The sequence below is a fragment of the Christiangramia echinicola DSM 19838 genome (assembly GCF_000423065.1).
In the GTDB taxonomy this organism is placed as follows: Bacteria; Bacteroidota; Bacteroidia; order Flavobacteriales; family Flavobacteriaceae; genus Christiangramia; species Christiangramia echinicola.
This window is the reverse complement of record NZ_AUHG01000011.1, coordinates 772150-789667: the sequence shown is the minus strand read 5'-3', so window position 1 is coordinate 789667 and position 17518 is coordinate 772150. Positions and strand designations below refer to the sequence as shown.

Sequence of the window (17518 nt, the reverse complement as noted above, 5' to 3'; positions counted from 1 at the left end):
ATTAAATTTTAGAAATTTTTCTTAAAAAGAATAGTTATAAATCCTGCGCGTTGGATATGTAAATAAATCTACGCTCAGCTTTTGAAATTTATTCAAATCATTTTTCCAAGTATGGTTAATTTCCACTTTCCATCTAAAATTTAACCTCCCCTTGTTACCAAACACTATATGATTAACGACTTTTTCATTTCCTAACTGGTCTAAATTGTTAATCTCTAAAAATTTGAGGATTTTAGAAGGCAGTTCCGAACCAAAAAAATCATAGGTTAAATCCAGGTTGGTATCTTCATCTTTGAATTTTTCAAACCAGATATTTTCGTAACACCATTCCAAGCTATCAAAAATCATCATCAAATTATATTTTTTAGCAATATACGGTTTTGGATGTGTTCCTTTATTTACCCGCCTTTTTCTTAAATTCATTCGGGATAATATCACTGCTTTAGGATTTCTTTTAAGATGTATACTTAAATATCTCCCTTTAAAATGTTTTTTAAACTTTCTAATATATTTAAAGCTTTTAGAAGAATCTACAATCACACTTGCGCCTGTTAATTCAAAAATTTTATTTGATATAAACTCTAAATCAATATTATCTGGATCTAAAAAAGGAAATATCTTGCCCCAGACAGGACATTCAGCATAAATATTTCCACAGGTACATTTTTTATTAGATCCGGAGAAGAATATTCTAATACCCTTATCAATCTCGCCGGCATAAAAAATATCGCCATTGATATGATTTAAATAACTGCCTAAAAATGTAGTTCCACTCCGGTCGTAACCTAAGATTGAGATAAATTTCATAAAATTTAAACAATCATTCCCGCCGCAACGGTTTCATTGGTATTTTCATCTATTAAGATAATGCTACCGGTATTCCTGTTATCTCTGTATGAGTCCAGCATAATTCTGTGTGTGGTCCTAATGGTTACTCTAGCGATATCGTTCATGGATAAGTCTTTATCTTCTGTATTTCTATTATAAGTATTAATATCAATCTTATAAACGACATTTTTGATCATGGCTCTTTGCTCGTTGGAAGTATGCATCACCGTGTATTTGGCACGTGGCTTTGCCGGATCATTATTTAACCAACATAGCATTACATCAAACTCCTGTTCTCCTTCCGGCTGATTATTTTTCTTCACAATCATATCACCACGGCTTACATCAATATCATCTTCCAAAGTCATGGAGATAGACATGGGAGCGAAAGCTTCTTCAATTTCATTTTCTCCAGCGTTCATAGATTTTATTTTTGATGTAAAGCCTGATGGTAATACAGCTACCTCATCTCCGGTCCTATATATACCGCTGGCTACCCTACCTGCATAACCCCTATAATCTCTGTGCTCATCACTTTGTGGCCGTAATACTGTTTGTACCGGGAACCTTGCATCTATCTTATTAATATCACTGCTAATATGTAAAGTTTCCAAAATACTTAATAAAGTTCCTCCGCCGTACCAGTTCATATTTTCTGAGCGATTCACTACATTATCACCTAAAAGCGCACTCATTGGCACAAAACGAACATCTTTTACTAGTAGTTTTGATGAAAATTCCTCAAATTGAGTAATGATCTCATTATACTTTTCTTCAGAAAAATCAACGAGGTCCATTTTATTGATACAAACAATTAAATGTGGAATATTCAATAAAGAAGCTATAAATGAGTGCCTTTTAGTTTGTTCGATAACCCCATGACGGGCATCGATAAGGATTAAAGCTGCATTTGCAGTAGAGGCACCAGTTACCATATTCCTGGTATACTGAATATGTCCAGGAGTATCGGCTATAATAAATTTTCGCTTTGGGGTGGTAAAGTACCGGTAAGCTACATCAATGGTTATACCTTGTTCTCTTTCATCTTTCAAACCGTCAGTAAAAAGTGCCAGATCAACTCCATCGTGACCTTTTTTAGCGCTGGTATTTGTAACAGATTCTAACTGATCCTCAAAAATTGATTTTGAATCAAATAGAAGTCGCCCGATGAGAGTACTTTTTCCATCATCGACACTTCCAGCGGTGGTGAATCTAAGTAATTGATTATTATTGATTTCCATTATTTTTTTTTGCTAAACGTTTTCTAGTATAATTTATAAGACTCTGAAACTAGTTCAGAGTGACGTAGGCTTTTGATTAAAAATAACCTTGCTTTTTACGGTCTTCCATCGCTGTTTCAGAACGCTTATCATCAGAACGATCACCCCTTTCAGTCTTTCTCATTGCCGAAACCTCATCGGCTATCTTGTCTAATGTGTCCGCTTCAGATTCAATTCCACCTGTTATGGTAATATCTCCTAAGGTTCTAAATCGAATCTTTTTCTTTTCGATCTTTTCTCCATCCTCCAACTTAAGGTATTCCGAAACCGGGATCCAGGAATTACTTCTGAAAACAACTTCTCTTTCATGAGCAAAATAAAGTGATGGAATACTAATATTCTCTCTTTTGATATAGTTCCAAACATCCATCTCGGTCCAGTTACTTATTGGAAAGGCTCTGAAATGTTCTCCTTCAAATTGTTTTCCGTTTAACAAATTCCACAATTCGGGCCTTTGATTTTTTGGATCCCATTCACCAAAATCATTTCGATGAGAGAAAAAACGCTCTTTAGCCCTGGCTTTTTCTTCATCTCTTCTTCCGCCTCCTATTGCGCAATCCACCTTATTCCCTTCAATTGCATCGAGAAGTGTAGTGATTTGCAAAGCATTTCGAGTAGCATTTTTACCCTTTTCTTCCGCGACTCTACCCTGATCTATAGATTTCTGGACTGACCCCACAATAAGCTTAGCACCAAGACTTTCGATTAAATCATCTCTGAATTTGATAGTTTCAGGAAAATTATGTCCAGTATCCACATGCATCAAAGCAAATGGTATCTTACTTGGGTAAAAAGCTTTTTTTGCCAGATGGGTAACTAAAATTGAATCTTTCCCGCCTGAAAAAAGGATTACAGGGTTTTCAAATTGAGCCCAGACTTCACGCAAAATAAAAATTGCTTCAGACTCCAGTTCATCCAGGTAATTCAGATAATATTTACTCATTACTTCTTTATTTCTAATTTGTTCTTTACATATTCCACGATCCTGGATACGGAAACTTCAGCATCTTCAAGATCTGTTTTAACTTCTACTTCAGGTGAAAATGGTGCTTCATATGGAGCATCAATTCCAGTAAAATTTTTAATTTCTCCAATACGAGCCTTTTTATAAAGTCCCTTTACATCTCGTGATTCACAAACTTCCAGGGGTGTATTTACAAAAACTTCGACAAAATCCTTGCTCCCAATAATATTCTTTATAAAATTTCTATCTGAACTTAAAGGAGAAATAAAGGACGCAATAACTACGTTTCCAGAATCAACAAATAATTTAGCTACCTCTGCAATCCTACGCAAATTTTCTTCGCGATCTTCCCGAGCAAAGCCCAAATTATTATTCAAACCACTTCGCACATTATCACCATCTAAAGAGAAAGTATGTATTCCCTTTTGATAAAGTTCTTTTTCAACCATATTGGCGAGGGTAGATTTACCAGACCCAGATAGGCCAGTAAACCAAATTACAAAAGAATTATGACCTTTGAGCTTGTTTCGATCCATTCGATCGATATTAAATGTATGTGGAACAATATTATTCATCACTATAATGTAATTCTTTATCTTTCTTTAATTTCTTACTTCTCCGCTGCTGCAGACCAAAATCATATTTATACCAGGCTCTTTCATGCAGGTAGTAAAGGATCATTTTAGTGATCAACTCTACAGCTCCTATTTTTAATCCGGTAAAAGGATTTCCAGAAATCCACCAAGCCAGCAACATAGTATCTATGGTCCCAACACAACGCCAGGTAATAGTTTTCGCAATATGCCTCTTACGACTATCTCCGTTTTTAGTGACACCAGCCTTAATATTGAACCAAATACGTTCATGAAAATAATACAATACCATTTTGGTTATCACTTCTGAAAAACCAATTTTCATCCCTGTATAAGGATTCCCTGTAATTATCCAGGAAAGTATTATGGTATCTATGGTACCAATCACCCTCCAGGTTACAGTTTTGGCGATATGTCTTTTATAGGTGTTAGCCAATTGTCGAAACCGAAAAATGATTATTTAAAAGATTCGCCCGGTTGTATCTCATCTCCTCACCGGTTAACCTGTCTATAACTTTAAGACCCGCTGCAGAGCATATAGCCTGACCAGCGGCCGTGTCCCATTCCATGGTTGGTGCAAACCTTGGATATACATCAGCATTGCCCTCGGCTACTAAACAGAATTTTAAAGAACTTCCCTTAGAGACAACCTCAATTTCATCGGTTGAATTTTGTTCCAGGTTAGAAATATATGCTTTAGTATCCTCATTCATATGAGATCTACTTCCCACAACTCGAATCTTACCTTCAAGCTTTTCTGGTGCAATTCGGGTTGAATCTGCATGTGCGAAAGACAAAGGATCAGTAGTTTTTAAAATCTGTTTCCAGGCTGAGCTTCCATCAGCATAATAAATAGTCTTTTGTACCGGTACGTAGATCACCCCTAATTTTGGTAAGTTATTAGCTATATATGCTATGTTTACAGTGAATTCACCATTCCTTTTTATAAATTCTTTGGTTCCATCCAAAGGATCTACGATCCAACAATTTGTCCAGTTTTTACGTTGATCAAAATCTGTTTGCTTGTTTTCTTCACTAATTATTGGAATACTTGTATTATTCAAATATGAATTGATCACTGCATTCGCTCTAAGATCTGCTTGCGTCAAGGGCGAATCATCATCTTTGTTCTCCACTTTAAAATCTTCACTACCATAGACTTTCATGATCACATTTCCTGCTTCTATGGCAGCTCCAATCGCTATATTTAAATTTTCATTCATCGCTAAGATCCTATTGCATAAAATTCAAAACCTATTTCTTCTTTTTTCTTTCTTTCCAATAATTTCCTACCGTCAAATAAAAATGCTGGTTTAAGCATATCATCATATATTTTTTGCCAGTCGTAATTTTCAAATTCATCCCACTCAGTTAATACTGCCACAGCATGAGAACCTTTACAAGCCTCATAGGGGTCATTTACTACCCGAACACGCTGTCTATTTTCATCTTCACTTCTGCTATTTAAATAATCTAAATCAGCATATACCTGTTCCCTTTTTACTTTTGGGTCATAAACTACAATCTCGGCCTGTTCATTTAATAGATAATCTGCAACATAAATCGCGGATGATTCACGGGTATCATTTGTATCCTTTTTAAAAGCCCAGCCTAAAAAGGCTATCTTTTTCCCGGATACGGTATTGAATAAAGTTTTAACAATGTTTGAAGCAAATCTCTTTTTTTGATGATCGTTCATGATGATTACCTGATGCCAGTAATCTGCCACCTCATTTAAACCAAAGGATTTGGCAATATAAACCAAGTTCAGGATATCTTTCTGAAAACAACTTCCCCCAAATCCGACAGAAGATTTCAGAAATTTTTGACCAATCCTGGAATCCATTCCAACAGCTTTGGCTACCTCATTTACATCTGCTCCTGTCTTTTCACATAATTCAGACATCGCGTTAATACTGGATACTCTTTGCGCCAGAAATGCATTTGCCGTAAGTTTCGAGAGTTCCGAAGACCACACATTAGTAGTTAAAATTTTTTCTCTAGGTATCCAATGTGCGTATATGTCAACAAGAGCCTGAACAGCCTCATTCCCAACTTCAGTATTAATGTCACCTCCAATTAAAACCCTGTCAGGGTTCATCAAATCATCCACCGCGGTTCCTTCCGCTAAAAACTCAGGATTGGAAAGTATCTGATAATTTACCCCATTCCCTGTATTATCAAGGATATTTTTTAAAGCTTCGGCAGTACGTACCGGCAGTGTAGATTTTTCTACGACTATTTTATCATTCTTTGAAACTCTTGCTATCTGACGCGCACAAAGTTCAATAAATTTTAGGTCCGCAGCCATCCCTTTACCAATTCCATAGGTTTTGGTAGGGGTATTCACCGAGATAAAGATCATATCAGCCGAATCTATCGCAGCTTCAACATCTGTTGAAAAAAATAGATTTCTACCTCTAGCCTCTTTCACCACTGCCGATAAACCCGGCTCATAAATCGGAATATTCTCTACATCTTCATCATTCCATGCCGCAATCCTATTTTCATTTATATCTACAACCGTAACATTGATTTCGGGACACTTTTGCGCGATCACCGCCATCGTTGGACCTCCAACGTATCCTGCTCCAATGCAGCAAATATTTTTAATCTTCATAAATTACAATTTTCGGTCACATTTGTCCCCCAATACTCCCTTTACATCATATACGACAGAACTATTATTTTTTAATTTCTGTAAATCTAATTCCAAAAATTCTTTGTGAGCAACAGTTAATACAATAGCGTCATAACTTCCTTTAGGCACTTTGTTTATGGTTTCAAGCCCGTATTCATGTTTCACCTCTGCCGGATTAGCCAAAGGATCATAGATGGTCACTTCTACTCCGTATTCTTTCAAATTTTTAATTACATCTACGACCTTGGTATTTCTAACATCAGGACAATTTTCCTTGAAGGTTATTCCCAACACCAAAATTTTAGCGCCTTTTACCTTAAGGTCATTTTGCAACATTAGCTTAACAACTTCCGAAGCCACATATTGTCCCATCGAATCATTCATTCTTCTTCCGGCAAGAATAATTTCCGGATGATAGCCAATTTCTTGAGCTTTCTGTGCTAAATAATAAGGATCAACTCCTATACAATGACCTCCAACCAAACCTGGTTTAAAAGGTAAAAAATTCCACTTTGTTCCTGCCGCTTCAAGTACTGCCTGAGTATCAATATTCATCATATTGAAAATTTTCGCAAGCTCATTGACAAAAGCAATATTGATATCTCGCTGTGAATTCTCTATAACCTTGGCAGCCTCTGCTACCTTAATAGTAGGGGCCAAATGGGTCCCCGCGGTAATCACTTCCGCATACAATTCATTCACTTTCTTTCCTGTTTCCGGAGTAGAACCAGCTGTGACTTTTAATATTTTATCTACGGTATGTTCTTTGTCTCCCGGATTAATTCTTTCCGGAGAATACCCCACATAGAAATCCTCGTTAAATACCAGACCGCTATGCTTTTCAAGTACGGGTACGCATTCATCTTCTGTCACACCCGGATAAACCGTAGATTCATATATCACTATATCTCCCTTTTTAAGTACTTTAGCTACAGTTTCACTACTTTTATATAGCGGTGTAAGATCAGGGCGATTATTTTTATCAACCGGCGTGGGAACAGTAACTACATAGTAATTACAATTTGTAATATCTTCAAGTTGGGTAGAACAAAATAGTCCATTCCCATTTTGCAATCCTTCCTTTTGAATTAAAGCCGATTGCAATACATCATCTTCTACCTCCAGGGTGGAATCGTGACCAGCCATTAATTCTTTAACCCGCGCTATGTTAATATCAAAGCCTACCACCGGATATTTGGTAGCAAACAATCTTGCAAGAGGTAAACCCACATAACCAAGACCAATGATGGCAATTTTTTTATCTGACATATTTATATTGATTTTTATTTAAGGTTTTTCCAATACCAGGATACTGCTTCCTTTATTCCATCCTCAATTTTATGACTTGGCTTATAATCCAAGAGTTTTTCAGCTTTTTCTATTGAGGCCAGAGAATGTGGAATATCTCCAGGTCGGTTAGGACCGTGTTTAACTTGCACCTTTGCTATTTCAGCATCATATTCTGAAAGGTGTTTTTTAAGCAATTGTGTGAGCTCTACCAGGTTGGTTCTGTCACCCACTGCTGTATTATATACCTCGTTTACCGCCTTTGGGTTATTACTGGTCATTGCCAGTAAATTCATTTGAAGAACATTGTCTATATAAGTAAAATCACGGGAATAGGTACCATCGCCGTTAATCACCGGACTTTCATACTTCATGAATTGCATAACGAATTTTGGAATAACTGCGGCATAAGCTCCATTGGGATCTTGTTTTCTTCCAAATACATTAAAATATCTTAAACCTATAGTATCAAAACCATAAGCCTTCTGAAAGATATCCGCGTATAATTCATTTACATATTTAGTAATAGCATAGGGAGAAAGTGGTTTCCCAATTTCCTGTTCAATCTTGGGTAGTTTTACTGAATCTCCATATGTAGATGAACTTGCAGCATATACAAATCGTATAACCCCGGCATCCCTTGCTGCCACCAACATATTCAGAAAACCTGAAATATTTACTTCGTTACTGGTAATGGGATCATTTATAGATCTGGGCACCGAACCTAATGCAGCCTGATGAAGAACATAATTCACTCCTTCACAAGCTCTTTTACAGATTTCCAAGTCTCGAATATCTCCTTCTATAAGGGTGAAATTAGGATTATCCCGAAAAGTCTCCAGATTATGCCTATGTCCTGTGGCAAAATTATCCAGACATATTACTTTGGCGTTAAGCGCTATTAAAAGCTCACATAGATTAGAGCCAATAAAACCTGCTCCTCCGGTCACAAGAACTATTTTACCGGATACTTTTTCCTTTGAGAAATCGATCATGAAAATTCAGAAATTTTAACATTTTAAATAGCTGCAAATATAAAATATTAATCTTCCAAGTTTACTAAAGAAACCTTAAAGCTGCAAAAACGTTAAGAATGATTCTAAAATCAATAATTAGGGGAAATTTTGATTTTCTCAATTGAGGTTTCTTTTAATTTTGCCATTTGTTAAGTCATAAAGTTGTGACAACTGTTCAAACTTGCATATCTTCGATATTAATAAATAAAAGCTAGCTCCAATAGTTATTCCACTTAAAAGGCGGATTAAATCTGAGAAAATTTTCAGAAAACAATAATCTATACCCCATACCAGCAAGGCACTAAAAGAAGCAACCATGAAAAATGGAACTATATCCCATAATTGACGTAACGGCGAATAAAAAATATACTTCTGAGTATATTTTGCATTAATAAAAAATGCAACTAGTGAAAGTGCGACCTGCCCCCATAGCAAACCATATATTCCAAATGGGATTGCCAGTAAAATTACTAAAACAATCAGGAATTTCTTGTAGACTTCCAATTTTAAAAAAAGATCGCTTCTTCCATATATGTTTAAAATCCCCAGGTTATAGGAATGTAAAGGAAAGAGCAAACCACTTAAACAAAGCACCTGAAAATAAGGTGCTGACGGAAGCCACTTTTCGGTAAAGAAAAAACGGAACAGCGGTTCAGCCATGGCAGCCAGAATTAGCAAAACAGGACTCACAACGAAGATGACCATTTTTAAAAGTTTCTTAAAGGCCACCCTAAGTCTTCGTGGATCATCTTTAATCTCTATAAACAAAGGAAAACTAACCTTATTTAAAGCACGGTCCAGATTAGATACCGGAAACTGCTTCATAGTTTCCGCCCGACTATAAAACCCTAATTGTGCTGCTGAAAAATATTTCCCAATAATCACCAAAAAAATATTATTGAAAAATCTATTCAATAGGTCCGCTAGACCAAGTTTATAGCCATAATCCCAATGTTTCTTAAATTTTGCGGTATTAAAACTTAACGATGGATACCAACCTGAATATTTCCAGATCAAAATACAGCTGACAATAGCATTAACTAAGCTACTATATACCAGGCTCCATACTCCAAAATCCTTAATAGCCAGAACAATACCTAGTATTCCAGCAATCACCGCTGCAGGTAAGGCTACAAGGGTTTGAGTTCTAAACTTCATTTCTTTGGTAAGCCTGGCCAGTTGTACAGAAGTTGCCGCTGTAAAAAGAAAACTTAGACAATATACTCTGATAATGTTTGTCAGAATTGGATAGTCATAAAATTGAGAGATCAAGGGAGCAGAAATGAAAGCAAGAAGATAAATCAACAACCCCGCAAAAAGGTTAAAAAAGAATACTGTGGAGTAGTCAGAATTATCAGCATCGCCGTCTCTAATCAGGGATTTACTTAAACCACTATCCAACAGCCCGTTTCCCACAGCAACAAAAACGGCGATCATAGCTATTAAACCAAATTCTTCGGGAAGGAGAATACGAGCCAGTACCAGGGAAACTGAAAACCCAATAAGCTGATTCCCAAATTGCTGGGCAAAAGTCCACATCAGTCCGAATACAGCCTGCTTTCTTAAAGACATTAAACATGTTTAGCGCGGCTAAGTTAATCTTTTTCTAATAATCCCGATAGGCTCTATAATGGCTAAGAAAAATTACTTAGCTTTAATTTTAAAAATATGGAACACGAACAAACGATTAAGATCTGGTTTACCGATTTCTATAAAGGATTCGATCCCTATGATAATATCCTCTTAGATTTGCTTAATCCACATTTCAGATTAGAAGTTGACCCTGGATATCCAGATTTCCTTATTTACAGCTGTCACGAAAAGGAATTCTTAAATTTTAATTGTGCGAGGATTTTTTATACTGGAGAGAATTTAGTACCCGACTTTAATCTGTGTGATTATGCCATAGGGTTCCATCATCTACAATTTAATGACAGGTATTTGAGACTCCCTAATTATCTCTTTTTTAGGGATCAATTTGAAAAGTTGACAATACCTAAATCATTCAGCAATGAATTTCTAACACAGAAACAAAACTTTTGCAATTTCATCTATGCGAATGCCCAGGCCCATCCGGCCCGTGATGAGTTCTTTCAGGCATTAAATGAATACAAACAGGTATCTTCCCCCGGCATACACCTCAACAATATGAATTTTGATGTTGGAGAACGCTTTGCTGAAGACTGGATGTATACCAAGCTAGACTTTCAGAGGTCATGTAAGTTTAGTATTGCCTTTGAGAACACCTCCACCCCTGGTTATGTTACTGAAAAAATCATGCACGCCTTTATAACTGATACCATCCCTATATACTGGGGCGATCCTGATATTACCAGAGACTTTAATCCGGAAGCCTTTATAAATTGTCATAATTTCAGGAATTTTGAGAAGGTGGTCGAATATGTAAGGAAAGTTGACCAGGATGAGGAGTTATATTTAAAAATTCTGAACGCCCCTGCGTTTCCAAATAACAAGATTCCCCAACATTTAAAATTTGAAAATTTAATTATGTTTTTTAGTAATATATTTAATCAGGACGCAGAGGGCAAAGTTAGAAGACCGCTCTTTGGTACATGCAATAAATACGAAGAGGAATTAAAACAAAATCGAAATAAGCCTGGTACTTTGCAAAAAATAAAACGCAGATTAAATTTTTAAGAAGTGTTCTGCGGCTCACAATGATTCCTGTTTTTACTGCAGATTATATGCTTTAATTAGTATTCATTTACAAGCTACCAGTCCATTTACATTTCATATCACAGGCCTTACTAAAACTTTAATTTCCTTCTTATTAAAAAGGTTTACTGGGGAGTCTCTTGAATTTTCATATTCAACATTTGAGAAAATTTATTTGCCCCATCTTGATTTAAGTGATCAGCATCATAAAAGTCAGATGAACTGAAAGAATTATTTTGCAAAAAATTATAATAGTATACATTATCAAAATCTTCTTCCATTTCTTTACAATATTTAATAGTAAGATCAAGTTGTTTCTTATTTAGGTTAGCAACATAACTATGGTAAGCTGGAGGAGTAACTAAGATAAGCTTCCAATTATTTTTATTAGCTATCTGGATTATTTCTTTAAAATTTTTCAATTGGAATGGCAGTAAATTAAAATTCTTCTTGGTATGTCTTTGAGCTGCTCGCAATCCTAAAGACTCTAATTCTTCAGGCAAAACATTTATGTTTCGCCGACCCCAGCCCAATGAATCAGCCAATTTGAATTTAATATCTGAGTAATAAAAATCAAAAACTTTAGAAAGCGTTTGACTACCTTTTTTGTTAAAAACCTCGAATTTTACTGGATTTCCGATTCCATAGTAAATATTATAAAACGAAGCTCTCCAGCTTTCAACTCCAGTTTCAAGCGAACCAAAAAGTGAAAAGTAAGAGATAGGTAGGATTATTGTTTCTAAATTTTGAAATTCTGAGTCGTAATTTTCTAATATTTTAAGATCGTAATCAAGAGATTGTGAAACCATGGCAGCATTAAATGCTGGTTGTTCAAGCAATGCAGGATTGACTCCTCTATAAAAATGGGAACTTCCTAAAACCAGTGTTTTTAAATTTTGGGAATTTTTATCAAGGTATGCCCGTTTAAAAGAATAATCATTTGGAATGTTCCTTAAAGCTAACTCCCCCATAAATAGAAACAATATCAACGGAAGGCTTAAAAATAATAATCTTATTAGAAATTTTCTCATTTATTAAAATTGGAAATAAATAAATTGTTGCTCTTCACCAGCATTGAGAAAAATTAATATAGCAATCGTATAATAAAGCATTAAACGAATAAATGACGATTGATTTAAGAATAATTTTTCCAAAGCGAACTGATTCCTTCTACCTAACCATTCAACAATTATGAATATAAATAACAATGGAATAATAAATTTTGCATAACCAATCCCCTGATAATAAGGTACACTAAACATGGACTTTGAGAACATTCCTCCCAAATAACTAATCGCGTGTCCTAAATTTTCTGCTCTAAAAAATACCCAAGCAATTACCGTTAAGCTAAAAGTCAATCCCATTTGCCATAATTCTTTTAAGGAAGGTAGATAAGAATTTTGAGCCACGTCCTCCATATTCTGTCTATTTCTCTTTGTAAGAAGCAAAGGCAAAAAATAAATAGCATTTAATGCTCCCCATACGATAAAGGTCCAGTTAGCCCCATGCCAGAAACCGCTTACTATAAATATAATGAAGGTATTGCGCACTTTCATCCAGGTTCCTCCACGACTTCCTCCCAGAGGAATATACAAATAATCCCTGAACCATGTAGATAAAGAAATATGCCAGCGACGCCAAAATTCTGCAATATCTCTGGAAAAATATGGAAACGCAAAATTCTGCATTAAGTTGAAACCAAATAAGCGAGCAGTTCCAATCGCTATATCTGAATAGCCTGAAAAATCACCATATATCTGAAAAGTGAAGAAAATAGCACCTAAGAGTAAGGTACTCCCAGACATATCTGCAGAGTTCTCAAAGATATGATTAGCATAGACTGCGCAGTTATCTGCAATCACAACTTTTTTGAATAAGCCCCACCCAATCTGACGCATCCCATCAACAGCTTTGGAATACTCAAATTTTCGACTCCTGTTAAATTGTGGAAGTAAATTAGTAGCACGTTCAATAGGTCCGGCAACAAGTTGAGGAAAGAAGCTTACAAAAGCAGTAAAGGAAATGAAATCCTTTGCCGGCTCAAGTCGATTCTTATAGACATCTATCGTATAACTTAAAGTTTGGAATGTATAGAAACTAATTCCTACTGGTAATATAATATTCAATGAGTTAGCATTTAACTCATAACCCGCTATACTAAAGGCTGATTTGAAGTTATCCAGAAAAAAATTATAATATTTAAAGAATCCCAGAAATCCTAGATTTACAATAATACTAATCCAGAGTAAAATTTTCCGATGTAATTTATTACTTACAATCCCCAGATTTCTGCCTACGAAATAGTCTACGAGAGTGCTAAAAAATATAAGAGAAAGAAAACGCCAATCCCACCAACCATAGAATAAGTAACTGGCTGCCGCCACCAGTAAGTTCTGCCATTTCAAACTTTTGTTAAATACAAACCAATATAGAATGAAAACGAGCGGTAAAAAGATCGCAAAATCAAGGGAATTAAATAACATTCATTTTCTTTTAAAATCTAAAAATTTCAAATGATTAGAATGGTTATTTTCGGATGGGCAAATCTATAGTAAATTAATGAATTTCAAAACCCCGTCGACTCCAAATGAACTAAAGTAGTCGCGATTATTTTCTCCTCAAATTCACCGGTCTTATATTTACCGTCGAGTCTATTATTCAAAACTTCTACAGCTTTAATACCCAGTTCTCTTGGATGCTGTTCAATGTAACTAATTGACGGTGTTAAGTACTGAGCAACCTCTCTGCTTATATAACCAATCAGCTTAAGATCCTCCGGAATCTTAATATTTTCCTCATACGCAACGCGAGTCGCTAAAATTGCGCTTTCAAAATCTGTGCACAGTAGTGCTTCTATTTTCTCTGAAACGATTAGATCTCTAATCTTATTCTTTAAATCTACAGGCTTCGTACTTGTTACCATATGTAAATCTTCTTCATCCTGCATAGCCTGTTCATAACCTTTAATCCTTAACTGCCCAATGCCTACATGATGTATGGCGGAAGCCAGACCCACTTTATGTAAACCTTTCGTTCTAAAGAATTGAGTTGCCTCATAAAAACTTTTTTCATCATCCACTCCAATTTTATCGGCAGGTAAACCTAAATTGATTCTGTCATAAATAACAACTGGTATATCGTAATCTAAAAGAGCATATAAATGATCATACGCCTGCTTCTTCTGAGTTTCCTCTGAAACTGCGATCAATACGCCATCAACCATTCCAGACGTCAATAAATCACATATTTGCTTTTCACGTTCCAGAGATTCATTTGAAATATAAGTAATAACTTGTTGATCATGTTTTTGAGCTTCAGCCTCCATTCCTGAAAGTACCCGGGCAAAAAAACTATTCGAAATATTAGGAATCACTACCCCAATAGTTCCAGTCTTACTTTTTTTCAAATTTACCGCAACCGGATTAGGCCTGTAATTATGAAGTTTTGCAAGTTCCTTTACCCTTTCAGCAGTTTTCGGGCTTATTTCAGGGCTGTCGTGCAAAGCTTTAGAAACAGTGGAAACACTAACATTTAAAAGTTTTGCCAATTCCTTTAAAGTGATCTTGCTCTTCATATGTAGGGAAATTAATTATAAAATTTTAAAAGTACAGAAAACCAACTACTAAAGATTTTTTAGATTTGTTAGATACCAGACTTTTCTGGTCATTTACAAAGAAAAGAATAAAAGTTGTTTAAAAAGTTCCACCATACCGAAAATCCTCCTTCCGAAAATATTTTAATTTGGGATGGGAAATGTGGCTTTTGTAAGTTTTGGAAAACCAGGTGGGAAGATAAGACTGAAGGTATGATTGTTTTTAAAACCTTTCAGGAATATGCTTCTAACTTCCCTGATATACCAATTAAAGAATTTAAAAAGGCAAGTAGACTTATTGAAACCGACGGTAAGATGTATAGTGGACCAGACTCAGCTTATAGATCTATATGGCATACAGGAGTAAAAACTCAGCACCGCTTTTACAGATCAAATGTCTGGTTTCGCCATTTAAGCGATCATGCCTATAATCATATTGCGAAGAATAGAAGCTTTTATTTTAAATTAACGAAAATCCTATTTGGTTCTAACCCTAAAAAGCTTCAACCCTACTGGCTTTTTTACCTGATCATAATTATTGCAATTCTTATTCTTTTATGAAACTACCAAAATCCTACTGGTTTTATATCATCGCTGCCATAATTACAATTATAGGGCTGGTTACCGGATGGTATTTCTTTTTATTAGTTCTATTCCCTTTAGGATTATTTTCTTCAAAAGATAAAGGCGAATAACCTCCCAGCTCAAGCCCTTACTGCGGAGTTAAACTTATCCTAAACACCGTGCACTTTTTGCTAAAATCACGCTTTCAGTGTAATTTGATTCTGAAATAAAATTCAATTAAAATGAAAGATTACGGTACATTATCCCAAGCGATTAATAAATTAAAATTAGAGGAAGGATACGAGGAAGATTTCAACCTGCTTGATGAAGAGATCGAGTTGAAGTCTAAAAAGCAAACTTTTGGTGTAGAAGAATTTGAAGTTGATAAAGTATTAAGATTTGAAGGCATGAGTAATCCTGATGATAATGCTATACTTTATGCTATTACTACTTCAGATAATCACAAAGGAGTTCTGGTAGATGGATATGGTGTTTCAAGTGGTCAGGTTTCCAAAAGAATGCTTGATAAATTAGATTTGAAGGACCATAGAGAACTGGACTAGCCTAAGTTAAACTTCTATTAAAGTAAGCCTGAGAATTGGCAAAATCCAACTCTCATTGTAAATTTGTATTGAAATTAAAAAAACGATAAATAAAAACTATGAATTACTTAGGTCTAGATTCAAATAAAACGAAAAATACAGTAGAAGAGCTGAATATACTTTTAGCCGATTATCATATATACTATCAAAAACTCCGTAACTTCCACTGGAACGTTATAGGAAAAAACTTTTTTGATCTGCATGAGAAGTTCGAAGAACTATATGATGATGCAAAATTGAAGGTTGATGAAATCGCCGAAAGAATATTAACTTTAAGGTATCAACCTACCAGCAATCTTAGTGATTATCTAAAAGATTCTAATTTAAAAGAGGCTCCTTCAGATATTTCAGACAGTAAAATGATCGAATTATTACTAGAGGATCATGGGCTACTTCTGAAACAAATGAGAAAAGTTGTCGAAATTGCAGATGCTGGAGATGATGAAGGTACTATAGATCTTATTGGTGCTTATATCCGTGAACTGGAAAAAACAAGTTGGATGCTGGATGCCTGGAAAATGAAAACCAGTGAACAACATAAGCCAGTTAAATAATAAGAAATAACATATGCAGGATTTCGACTTCCAAGAATCAATAAAAGGTATATGGGACAAATTAGGCGGATGGCTGGATTCTTTAATCCTGGGTCTGCCTAATTTTCTTTTAGCCATAGTTGTATTTGTCCTTTTCATATTTATAGCCAAATACATTGGGCGACTTTTTGAAAGAATCACCAGAAAACACATCAAGCAGGATTCCATTAGGCTGATGGTCGTTAAGGTTATAAAAGCGATCGTAATTCTTATTGGCTTTTTTATTGCTCTGGGACTTCTGAATTTAGATAAAGTTCTAACCTCTGTTCTTGCTGGTGCTGGAGTTGTAGGTCTCGCAATAGGTTTAGCCCTTCAGGGCACTTTGAACAATACCTTTTCGGGTCTTATATTAAGTTTTTTACCCGAACTTCAAATTGGTGACTGGGTCGAAACAAATGGATATGCAGGTACTGTAACCGAAATAAATCTGAGAAATATAGTTGTAAAGCAATCTGACAATAATTATGTGGTGATTCCCAATTCTAAAATTGTTGAGGAACCATTTAAGAATTTCACCAGGACCGCAAGGTCACGTGTCTTTGTTGATTGTGGAGTAGGATATGAATCTGATCTTGAGATGGTTCGTGACCTTACCTTAGAAGTAATTAAGGATAAATTTCAACAAAGAGGAAATGAAGAAGTTGAATTTCTTTATAATGGATTTGGAGATAGCTCGATTAATTTTGTTGTTAGATTCTGGATAGATGCTACTAATAACAGGGATTTGCTAGTAGCACAACACGAGGCAATTATTGCCATTAAGAAAGCTTACGATGGTAAAGGTGTTAACATCCCATTCCCTATACGCACTATCAACTTCAGTAATAAATTAGACCTAAATAAAAATGGTTGATTTTTAATCATCAGCCACAATAAAATAGC

General features: G+C 35.4%; 19 protein-coding genes. 6 read left to right on the top strand and 13 right to left on the bottom strand.

Annotated features, from left to right (window positions below):
- Window positions 1-21: 21 nt before the first annotated feature.
- The 10 genes from G530_RS0108665 to G530_RS16710 all read right to left on the bottom strand — a co-directional run bounded on the left by G530_RS0108665 (window position 22) and on the right by G530_RS16710 (window position 10181).
- Complete coding sequence (locus tag G530_RS0108665; RefSeq protein WP_026934155.1) at window positions 22-807, bottom strand: sulfotransferase domain-containing protein; 786 nt, start codon at window positions 805-807, stop codon at window positions 22-24.
- Between the two features lie 5 nt (window positions 808-812).
- Window positions 813-2069, bottom strand: coding sequence for a sulfate adenylyltransferase subunit 1 (locus tag G530_RS0108660; RefSeq protein WP_026934154.1), 1257 nt, complete (start codon window positions 2067-2069; stop codon window positions 813-815).
- A 76-nt stretch (window positions 2070-2145) separates the two neighbouring features.
- Window positions 2146-3051, bottom strand: coding sequence for a sulfate adenylyltransferase subunit CysD (cysD, locus tag G530_RS0108655; protein WP_026934153.1), 906 nt, complete (start codon window positions 3049-3051; stop codon window positions 2146-2148).
- The gene (gene cysC, locus G530_RS0108650; protein ID WP_340139849.1) at window positions 3051-3608 is read right to left on the bottom strand and encodes an adenylyl-sulfate kinase; all 558 of its coding nucleotides are present in this window, start codon (window positions 3606-3608) and stop codon (window positions 3051-3053) included. The genes cysD and cysC overlap by 1 nt, the downstream gene beginning before the upstream one ends.
- 31 nt (window positions 3609-3639) lie before the next feature.
- Window positions 3640-4101 carry a DUF2061 domain-containing protein gene (locus G530_RS0108645; RefSeq protein WP_035716040.1) on the bottom strand — a complete coding sequence of 154 codons (462 nt, stop codon included), beginning with the start codon at window positions 4099-4101 and terminating at the stop codon, window positions 3640-3642.
- Window positions 4094-4888, bottom strand: coding sequence for a 3'(2'),5'-bisphosphate nucleotidase CysQ (gene cysQ / locus G530_RS0108640; protein ID WP_026934150.1), 795 nt, complete (start codon window positions 4886-4888; stop codon window positions 4094-4096). The genes G530_RS0108645 and cysQ overlap by 8 nt, the downstream gene beginning before the upstream one ends.
- A gap of 2 nt (window positions 4889-4890) precedes the next feature.
- The gene (locus tag G530_RS0108635; protein WP_026934149.1) at window positions 4891-6285 is read right to left on the bottom strand and encodes a UDP-glucose 6-dehydrogenase; all 1395 of its coding nucleotides are present in this window, start codon (window positions 6283-6285) and stop codon (window positions 4891-4893) included.
- A 3-nt stretch (window positions 6286-6288) separates the two neighbouring features.
- The gene (locus G530_RS0108630; RefSeq protein ID WP_026934148.1) at window positions 6289-7575 is read right to left on the bottom strand and encodes a nucleotide sugar dehydrogenase; all 1287 of its coding nucleotides are present in this window, start codon (window positions 7573-7575) and stop codon (window positions 6289-6291) included.
- Window positions 7576-7589: 14 nt separating this feature from the next.
- Window positions 7590-8588, bottom strand: a complete 999-nt coding sequence (locus tag G530_RS0108625; RefSeq protein WP_026934147.1) for an SDR family oxidoreductase — start codon at window positions 8586-8588, stop codon at window positions 7590-7592.
- Between the two features lie 138 nt (window positions 8589-8726).
- Window positions 8727-10181 carry a lipopolysaccharide biosynthesis protein gene (locus G530_RS16710; RefSeq protein WP_035716039.1) on the bottom strand — a complete coding sequence of 485 codons (1455 nt, stop codon included), beginning with the start codon at window positions 10179-10181 and terminating at the stop codon, window positions 8727-8729.
- Window positions 10182-10277: 96 nt separating this feature from the next.
- Between G530_RS16710 and G530_RS16705 the strand changes: the two genes are divergently transcribed.
- Entirely contained in the window at window positions 10278-11267 is a 990-nt protein-coding gene (locus G530_RS16705; RefSeq protein WP_051199738.1) for a glycosyltransferase family 10 domain-containing protein, read from the top strand.
- Between the two features lie 143 nt (window positions 11268-11410).
- Here G530_RS16705 and G530_RS0108610 read toward each other — a convergent pair whose 3' ends face one another.
- From G530_RS0108610 to G530_RS0108600, 3 genes are all read right to left on the bottom strand, one after another.
- Entirely contained in the window at window positions 11411-12256 is an 846-nt protein-coding gene (locus G530_RS0108610; RefSeq protein WP_026934146.1) for a DUF1574 family protein, read from the bottom strand.
- A 63-nt stretch (window positions 12257-12319) separates the two neighbouring features.
- Entirely contained in the window at window positions 12320-13768 is a 1449-nt protein-coding gene (locus G530_RS0108605) for an MBOAT family O-acyltransferase (protein ID WP_026934145.1), read from the bottom strand.
- Window positions 13769-13851: 83 nt separating this feature from the next.
- Complete coding sequence (locus G530_RS0108600; protein ID WP_026934144.1) at window positions 13852-14859, bottom strand: LacI family DNA-binding transcriptional regulator; 1008 nt, start codon at window positions 14857-14859, stop codon at window positions 13852-13854.
- Between the two features lie 114 nt (window positions 14860-14973).
- On the opposite strand from G530_RS0108600, the gene G530_RS0108595 reads away from it, so the two are divergent.
- The 5 genes from G530_RS0108595 to G530_RS0108575 all read left to right on the top strand — a co-directional run bounded on the left by G530_RS0108595 (window position 14974) and on the right by G530_RS0108575 (window position 17489).
- Window positions 14974-15438, top strand: coding sequence for a thiol-disulfide oxidoreductase DCC family protein (locus G530_RS0108595; protein WP_026934143.1), 465 nt, complete (start codon window positions 14974-14976; stop codon window positions 15436-15438).
- Window positions 15435-15572 carry a hypothetical protein gene (locus G530_RS17700; protein WP_169514036.1) on the top strand — a complete coding sequence of 46 codons (138 nt, stop codon included), beginning with the start codon at window positions 15435-15437 and terminating at the stop codon, window positions 15570-15572. Before G530_RS0108595 ends, G530_RS17700 begins: the two co-directional genes overlap by 4 nt.
- Window positions 15573-15683: 111 nt before the next feature.
- Window positions 15684-16004: a hypothetical protein gene (locus G530_RS0108585; protein ID WP_026934142.1), complete on the top strand. Its 321-nt coding sequence runs from the start codon at window positions 15684-15686 to the stop codon at window positions 16002-16004.
- A 98-nt stretch (window positions 16005-16102) separates the two neighbouring features.
- Window positions 16103-16597, top strand: coding sequence for a Dps family protein (locus G530_RS0108580; RefSeq protein WP_026934141.1), 495 nt, complete (start codon window positions 16103-16105; stop codon window positions 16595-16597).
- Between the two features lie 13 nt (window positions 16598-16610).
- A complete protein-coding gene (locus tag G530_RS0108575) occupies window positions 16611-17489 on the top strand; it encodes a mechanosensitive ion channel family protein (RefSeq protein ID WP_026934140.1) in 879 nt (292 codons plus the stop codon).
- Window positions 17490-17518: the final 29 nt, after the last annotated feature.

Bases quoted from the DNA above. Each gene is read 5' to 3' on its own strand.
- G530_RS0108665 (WP_026934155.1), bottom strand. From the start codon at position 807: ATGAAATTTATCTCAATCTTAGGTTACGACCGGAGTGGAACTACATTT.
- G530_RS0108660 (WP_026934154.1), bottom strand. From the start codon at position 2,069: ATGGAAATCAATAATAATCAATTACTTAGATTCACCACCGCTGGAAGT.
- cysD (WP_026934153.1), bottom strand. From the start codon at position 3,051: ATGAGTAAATATTATCTGAATTACCTGGATGAACTGGAGTCTGAAGCA.
- cysC (WP_340139849.1), bottom strand. From the start codon at position 3,608: ATGGATCGAAACAAGCTCAAAGGTCATAATTCTTTTGTAATTTGGTTT.
- cysQ (WP_026934150.1), bottom strand. From the start codon at position 4,888: ATGAATGAAAATTTAAATATAGCGATTGGAGCTGCCATAGAAGCAGGA.
- G530_RS0108635 (WP_026934149.1), bottom strand. From the start codon at position 6,285: ATGAAGATTAAAAATATTTGCTGCATTGGAGCAGGATACGTTGGAGGT.
- G530_RS0108630 (WP_026934148.1), bottom strand. From the start codon at position 7,575: ATGTCAGATAAAAAAATTGCCATCATTGGTCTTGGTTATGTGGGTTTA.
- G530_RS0108625 (WP_026934147.1), bottom strand. From the start codon at position 8,588: ATGATCGATTTCTCAAAGGAAAAAGTATCCGGTAAAATAGTTCTTGTG.
- G530_RS16710 (WP_035716039.1), bottom strand. From the start codon at position 10,181: ATGTCTTTAAGAAAGCAGGCTGTATTCGGACTGATGTGGACTTTTGCC.
- G530_RS16705 (WP_051199738.1), top strand. From the start codon at position 10,278: ATGGAACACGAACAAACGATTAAGATCTGGTTTACCGATTTCTATAAA.
- G530_RS0108610 (WP_026934146.1), bottom strand. From the start codon at position 12,256: ATGGGGGAGTTAGCTTTAAGGAACATTCCAAATGATTATTCTTTTAAA.
- G530_RS0108605 (WP_026934145.1), bottom strand. From the start codon at position 13,768: ATGTTATTTAATTCCCTTGATTTTGCGATCTTTTTACCGCTCGTTTTC.
- G530_RS0108600 (WP_026934144.1), bottom strand. From the start codon at position 14,859: ATGAAGAGCAAGATCACTTTAAAGGAATTGGCAAAACTTTTAAATGTT.
- G530_RS17700 (WP_169514036.1), top strand. From the start codon at position 15,435: ATGAAACTACCAAAATCCTACTGGTTTTATATCATCGCTGCCATAATT.
- G530_RS0108585 (WP_026934142.1), top strand. From the start codon at position 15,684: ATGAAAGATTACGGTACATTATCCCAAGCGATTAATAAATTAAAATTA.
- G530_RS0108580 (WP_026934141.1), top strand. From the start codon at position 16,103: ATGAATTACTTAGGTCTAGATTCAAATAAAACGAAAAATACAGTAGAA.
- G530_RS0108575 (WP_026934140.1), top strand. From the start codon at position 16,611: ATGCAGGATTTCGACTTCCAAGAATCAATAAAAGGTATATGGGACAAA.